This is a genomic window from Flammeovirga sp. SubArs3, assembly GCF_947387565.1.
GTDB lineage: Bacteria > Bacteroidota > Bacteroidia > Cytophagales > Flammeovirgaceae > Flammeovirga > Flammeovirga agarivorans.
Genome location: NZ_CANDOA010000001.1, coordinates 1,236,708 through 1,242,981 on the forward strand (window position 1 = coordinate 1,236,708; position 6,274 = coordinate 1,242,981).

At 32.9% G+C, this 6,274-nt stretch carries 6 protein-coding genes; all 6 read left to right on the forward strand.

Going from position 1 to position 6,274, the window contains the following annotated elements; genetic code table 11:
• Positions 1–12: 12 nt before the first annotated feature.
• Positions 13–936 (forward strand): HlyD family efflux transporter periplasmic adaptor subunit, encoded by a 924-nt coding sequence (locus tag QL232_RS04435; RefSeq protein ID WP_281613263.1) that lies wholly within the window; start codon positions 13–15, stop codon positions 934–936.
• A gap of 11 nt (positions 937–947) precedes the next feature.
• A complete protein-coding gene (locus QL232_RS04440) occupies positions 948–1,868 on the forward strand; it encodes an ABC transporter ATP-binding protein (protein ID WP_281613264.1) in 921 nt (306 codons plus the stop codon).
• Position 1,869: 1 nt separating this feature from the next.
• The gene (locus QL232_RS04445; RefSeq protein ID WP_281613265.1) at positions 1,870–2,631 is read left to right on the forward strand and encodes an ABC transporter ATP-binding protein; all 762 of its coding nucleotides are present in this window, start codon (positions 1,870–1,872) and stop codon (positions 2,629–2,631) included.
• Positions 2,624–3,739 (forward strand): ABC transporter permease, encoded by a 1,116-nt coding sequence (locus QL232_RS04450; protein WP_281613266.1) that lies wholly within the window; start codon positions 2,624–2,626, stop codon positions 3,737–3,739. Before QL232_RS04445 ends, QL232_RS04450 begins: the two co-directional genes overlap by 8 nt.
• Before the next feature lie 45 nt (positions 3,740–3,784).
• A complete protein-coding gene (locus tag QL232_RS04455) occupies positions 3,785–4,915 on the forward strand; it encodes an ABC transporter permease (protein WP_281613267.1) in 1,131 nt (376 codons plus the stop codon).
• Positions 4,916–5,006: 91 nt separating this feature from the next.
• A complete protein-coding gene (locus QL232_RS04460; RefSeq protein ID WP_281613268.1) occupies positions 5,007–5,531 on the forward strand; it encodes a hypothetical protein in 525 nt (174 codons plus the stop codon).
• Positions 5,532–6,274: the final 743 nt, after the last annotated feature.

Genomic DNA, 6,274 nt, shown 5'->3' on the forward strand with positions numbered 1-6,274 from the left:
AAGAATAAAACAATGAAAAATATAGATAAAAATACAAACCTACTATCGAAAACCATTCTTGGTTTAGCCTGCTTATTTTCTTTATCAGCATGTAACTCTAATGATGAGAAGTCAGATGCCTATGGAAATTTTGAAGCAGTTGAAGTCGTAGTATCTGCTCAAGAAAATGGACAATTAAAATCATTTGAAGTCAATGAAGGACAGAAGATAAAAATTGAACAGCAAATTGGGTTAATCGATACAGTATTACTTCATCTACAAAAAGAAGAAATGTTAGCTCAAATTAATAGCTTAGGAGATAGAGTGATGAGTTATCATGAACAAATCGAAGTATATAAAGCCCAGAAGGAAAAGTTAACTAACGATAAAGATCGATTAGAAAAACTATTCGCAAATGAAGCCGCTACTCAACAACAATTAGATGATGTTAATGCAGCTTTAACCATTAATGAAAAGCAGCTAACAGCAACCAAAAGAAAGATCCAGGATTCTAATAGAGCTACGCTTAGTCAATATGAGCCTCTAAGTAAAAAAGTAGATTTGATTAATGAAAGAATTAAAAGATGTACGATTTCCTCTCCAATATCAGGTACTGTCTTACAAAAATATGTAGAAAATGGTGAAATGACTGGTACTGGAAGACCGCTATTCAAGGTAGCAGACCTTGATATCATTAAAGTCAAAGCCTACGCAAGTGCTACCCAACTTCAGAAGATTAAAACCGGACAAAAAGTGACTGTTTTAACAGATGGACAAGAAGGTAATATGAACCAAACGCAAGGTGTTGTCGAATGGATCTCTGATAAAGCAGAATTTACGCCCAAAACAATACAGACAAGAGAAGAAAGGGTAAGTCTTGTTTATGCTTTTAAAGTCCGAGTTGATAATAAGGATGGAAAATTTAGAATAGGAATGCCGGCTGAAATCAACTTCTAAATAAGATCGTTATGAATGCTGTAGAAGTAAAAAACCTTAAGAAGTCATACGGTGATGTAGAAGCTTTAAAAGGTATTTCATTTGATGTGAAAGAAAATGAGATATTTGGTCTAATTGGACCTGATGGTGCTGGGAAAACCACACTTATTAGAATATTGGCCTCACTGCTTATTGCTGATAGTGGCACTGCAACTGTAATTGGAAAAGATCCTGATAAAGACTATGCCTATATCCGTAATCATATTGGCTATATGCCTGGTAAATTTTCCTTATATGAAGACTTATCAATCAAGGAGAATTTAGAATTCTTTGCCACAATGTTTGGTACAACAATAGCAAAGTCTTACGATCTGATAAAGGATATCTATCAACAAATTGAACCCTTTAATGATAGAAAAGCAGGTGCTCTTTCTGGAGGTATGAAGCAAAAATTAGCATTAAGTGCAGCACTTATTCATTACCCCAAGATTTTATTTCTTGATGAACCTACAACAGGTGTAGATCCTGTATCAAGAAAGGAGTTTTGGCAAATCATAAAAGGTCTCCATCAACATAATATTACTATTGTTGTTTCAACTCCATATATGGATGAAGCTGACTTGTGTGATCGAGTAGCCCTGATGGATAATGGCAAAATATTAGGAATTGACACCCCTCAAAATGTAGCGGAATCTTTTGATAAAACACTTTATGCTATAGAAGTAAAAGGAAGTAATTACCAACTGCTAAAAGCACTAAGAAAATTCCCCTATATGGAAAGTGTTTTTCCTTTTGGGGAGAAACTCCATTATACCGACAAACGAGAGGGTGATTATACGACAGAACTTACTCATTACCTTACGGAAAATCAATTTGAGGAGGTAGATGTCAATATTATCAAATCGAATACAGAAGATGTCTTTATTCGATTAATGAATAAAAAGGATAAGTAAGATGGAAGCAGAAAAAATTATTGAGACCAAAGATTTAACGAAAAAATTTGGAGATTTTGCTGCTGTCAATAAGATCTCTTTTGATGTAAAAAAAGGAGAGATTTTTGGTTTCCTTGGCGCCAATGGAGCTGGTAAAAGTACAGCAATGAAAATGCTTACAGGTCTTTTGACACCTACTTCCGGAGATGCACAAGTTGCCGGGCTTAATCTTTATACTCAGCAAGAAGAGATTAAGAAAGTTATCGGCTATATGAGTCAGAAATTCTCCTTGTACGATGATCTTTCTTTGCAAGAAAACATCCGCTTTTTCGGTGGTATTTATGGTTTACCCCCAAAGGTATTAAAAGAGAGAGGAGACCAAATGATCGACCGATTGAAATTGACTGATGTAAAAAATAAGTTGCTGAGGGAAGTTCCATTGGGATGGAAACAAAAAATTGCTTTTTCTGTAGCTACACTTCACCAACCAAAAATTGTATTCTTAGATGAACCAACCGGTGGAGTTGATCCCATTACAAGAAGACAATTCTGGGAAATGATCTATGAAGCAAGTGATAATGGAACCACCGTTTTTGTTACCACCCATTATATGGATGAAGCAGAATATTGTGACCGTATCTCCATCATGGTACAAGGTAGAATCGAAGGATATGGATCTACCAAAGAGTTAAAATCTGAATTTAAGTCTCAGAATATGGACGAAGTCTTTATCAAATTAGCTCGAGGAGAAAATTATAAGCTCAAATCGTATGGACATGAATAGATTAAAAGGGATTATAAAAAAAGAGTTCTTTCACATCTTTAGAGATAAAAGAACTTTACTAATACTCTTTGGAATTCCAATTGTCCAAATTGTGTTATTTGGTTTTGCCATATCAACTGAAATCAAGCAAGTGAAAATTACTGTATTAGATATGGCTAAAGACGAGCATAGTCAAAAAATCACTGAAAAGGTGTTATCTACTCCTTATTTTGTATTGGATAAATACCTAAACGATACTAAAGAAATTGATGAGACTTTTAAAGAAGGAAAGATCAAAGCCACTTTAGTATTTCCTCCAAAATTCAGTGAAGAGTTGGAGAGGACAAATCAGGCCAATGTTCAAATTATTGCTGATGCCTCAGATCCTAACACCGGAACTCAAATAGGCAGTTTTTTACAACTTCAAGTTCAGGAGTATTTAATCACCAATGCATTTTCAAAAGGAGGGATAAAAATTCCTGCATTAATTAATGCGGAAGTTGAAATGAGGTACAATAAGGAATTAAAGTCCGCTTATATGTTTGTTCCGGGTCTCATCACCATCATATTAATGTTGGTTTGTACGATGATGACTTCAATTGCCATCACAAGAGAAATAGAAACAGGAACAATGGAAGTATTATTAGCCTCGCCAATGCATCCGGCTATTATATTATTAGGTAAAGTACTCCCCTATCTCCTATTATCTTTTGCTAATGCCTCTTTAATACTCGGATTAGGTAAATTTATCTTTTATGTACCTATTGTAGGTAATCCACTATTATTAGCTGCAGAAATTGGTCTGTATTGTTTGGTAGTATTGGCATTAGGAATTTTTATTTCGACAGTCGCTAGAACACAACAATTAGCGTTAATGATTTCATTATTTGCTTTATTTCTTCCGACAATGCTTCTATCTGGATTTATTTTTCCTGTAGAGAATATGCCTTTGCCTCTTCAAATTATTTCTAGAATAGTTCCTGCTACTTATTTCAATATCATCATAAAAGCTATCATGCTAAAAGGAGCGAGTTTTTCTATCATTTGGAAAGAAACAGTCATTCTTATAGGCATCTTTATCGTTCTGATGGGAGTAAGTACCAAACGTTTTAAGATAAGATTAGAATAATGATTTATCCATTATGATGAATTATAAAAATCAAAAAATAAGAAAATGGGTGGATTAAAATTTTTACTCGAAAAGGAATTTAAACAAATCTTCAGAGATAAAGGGATGCTTCCTTTAATCTTTATGATGCCAATTCTACAGTTGTGTGTTTTATCTTTTGCTGCAACTTTTGATGTGAAGAACATTAATATTGAGATTGCAGATTTAGATAACAGTGTACTATCCCAGCAACTTATAGGTAAATATGAGGCATCAAAATACTTTAATCTTATTTCCTTTAGGCACTCTACAGACAATTTAGGAGAAGGTCTACAGGAAGGTGAAGTTGGCATTTACCTTGAAATACCTAAAGATTTTGAGAAAGATATCGTCAATGAAATACCCACTAGCATTGCAATCAAAGTAGATGCTATTGATGGTATGACTGCAGGTGTTTCTGTATCCTATGCTCAAACAATTATCCAAGACTTTAGAGAAGAAATTGGAGAACGTTATGGCATTAAAGAAACTGCTATTGCAAAAGGTCAACTTCCTTTACAATTCAATATATCCAACCAAAATTGGTACAATAAAACCTTGAATTACAAATTCTATATGGTGCCTGGTTTATTGGTCCTTTTGGTGAGTATGATTGGGATGTTCCTTACATCAATGAATATTGTAAAAGAAAAAGAAATTGGAACAATAGAACAGTTAAATGTAACTCCAATATCCAAGGCTGAATTTATACTAGGTAAACTCACTCCTTTTTGGCTTATTGGTATGTTTGTGCTCACTATTGGACTATTAGTCGCAAAACTATTCTTTAGTGTCCCTATGGTAGGCTCTTTAGTTATTGTCTACAGTTTTGCCATTATCTATCTGTTTGTTGTTTTAGGTCTTGGGCTGTTTATTTCAACTTTAGCAGATACACAGCAACAAGCGATGTTTATTGCTTGGTTTTTCATGATCATCTTTGTTTTACTTAGTGGTCTATTTACTCCTATCGAAAACATGCCTGATTGGGCACAAAAAATTACTCTTTTGAATCCTGTAAGATATTTTATTGAGGTAATGAGAGGAGTTTTATTAAAAGGTGCTACATGGAGTGATGTAAAAAATAATTTCTTTGTCATTGGTGTCTATGCAATGATAATCAATCTAATGGCAATTTTTGCTTATCGTAAAACCAACTAATTCACACAAAGAAATAGTCATAACAACCATTTTAAAGGGTTTTATGACTATTTTTTTGTAATGTTGCATGCAATAAATAAAGTTATTAAAGATGACAACAGACTTTTTAGATTTACTTAAAATGACAATCCCTGCGGGGGCTGTACTATATGGAGCATATTTTATTGTAAAGATGTTTTTACAAAAGGAATATGATAGCCTATCTATAAAATATAAGGGTAATCAACTAGAACAAACATTGCCATTGAGATTACAAGCCTTTGAACGTTTGGCTTTATTTCTTGAAAGGATCTCATACAGAGAACTTTTAGATAGAGTTGATTATTCAGCTATGGACGTTGTAACGTTACAACATGCCTTAGTATTAACTATAAAAGAAGAATTCAATCATAACTTATCTCAACAAATCTATGTATCCAATGAACTTTGGGAAATGATTAGAGGAGCTAAGGAAGAAGAAATTTCATTTATCAACCAAGTTGCAAAGTCTTTGGGCGATAAATCGACAGGTTTTGATCTAGCGAAAACCTTACTAGAACAAAGCCTACAACAAGAAAGTTCTCCTGTTGATGTGGCATTGACTCAATTAAAATCTGAGGTAAGTCACTTATTTTAAGAAATTTACACTCATTAATTAGCATTACGTTTTGTTAAATGAATTCTTTAAACTCATAACGTGATTTCAATGTATATTTGTGTCAACAAAAAAAGACAAATCACTCATTTATTAATGAGTTAAAGATATATAAGATTAAGAGTAATAGTTAGTTTTTGGGTTATGAAAAAGAGTTAGAAGTTTCTTCTAGCTCTTTTTTTTGCAATAACGACTCTTGTTTACCACCGTTAACGAAAAGGGTGTAACGAGAAAAAACAAATGACGTTTAAATTGATATAAGTTAAGAAAATACAATCGGTTTTACACCGGTTTAAAAATATAGAAAGAAAGAGTAATAGTTAGTTTTTGGGTTATGAAAAGAGCTTCTGGTTTCCGGAGGCTCCTTTTTTTTTACTCTAAATTTATTACTGCAAAACATTAAATTCCATTAACCAAAACACCTAAACCTAAGCAACTCCATTTGCGTTTTTTAAGATATAACAATTAAGAAATTACAATCAGTTTTACACTGATTTCAAAATATAGAAAGAAAGAGTAATAGTTAGTTTTTGGGTTATGAAAAAGAGCTTCTGGTTTCCAGGAGCTCTTTTTTTATACCCTACTTTACACCCTAAAAAACATTAAATTCCATTAACCAAAACTCCTAAACCTTAACAACTTCATTTACGTTTTTTAAGATATAACAATTAAGAAATTACAATCAGTTTTTACACTGATTTCAAAATATAGAAAGAAAGAGTAAT

Bases quoted from the DNA above. Each gene is read 5' to 3' on its own strand.
- QL232_RS04435 (WP_281613263.1), top strand. From the start codon at position 13: ATGAAAAATATAGATAAAAATACAAACCTACTATCGAAAACCATTCTT.
- QL232_RS04440 (WP_281613264.1), top strand. From the start codon at position 948: ATGAATGCTGTAGAAGTAAAAAACCTTAAGAAGTCATACGGTGATGTA.
- QL232_RS04445 (WP_281613265.1), top strand. From the start codon at position 1,870: ATGGAAGCAGAAAAAATTATTGAGACCAAAGATTTAACGAAAAAATTT.
- QL232_RS04450 (WP_281613266.1), top strand. From the start codon at position 2,624: ATGAATAGATTAAAAGGGATTATAAAAAAAGAGTTCTTTCACATCTTT.
- QL232_RS04455 (WP_281613267.1), top strand. From the start codon at position 3,785: ATGGGTGGATTAAAATTTTTACTCGAAAAGGAATTTAAACAAATCTTC.
- QL232_RS04460 (WP_281613268.1), top strand. From the start codon at position 5,007: ATGACAACAGACTTTTTAGATTTACTTAAAATGACAATCCCTGCGGGG.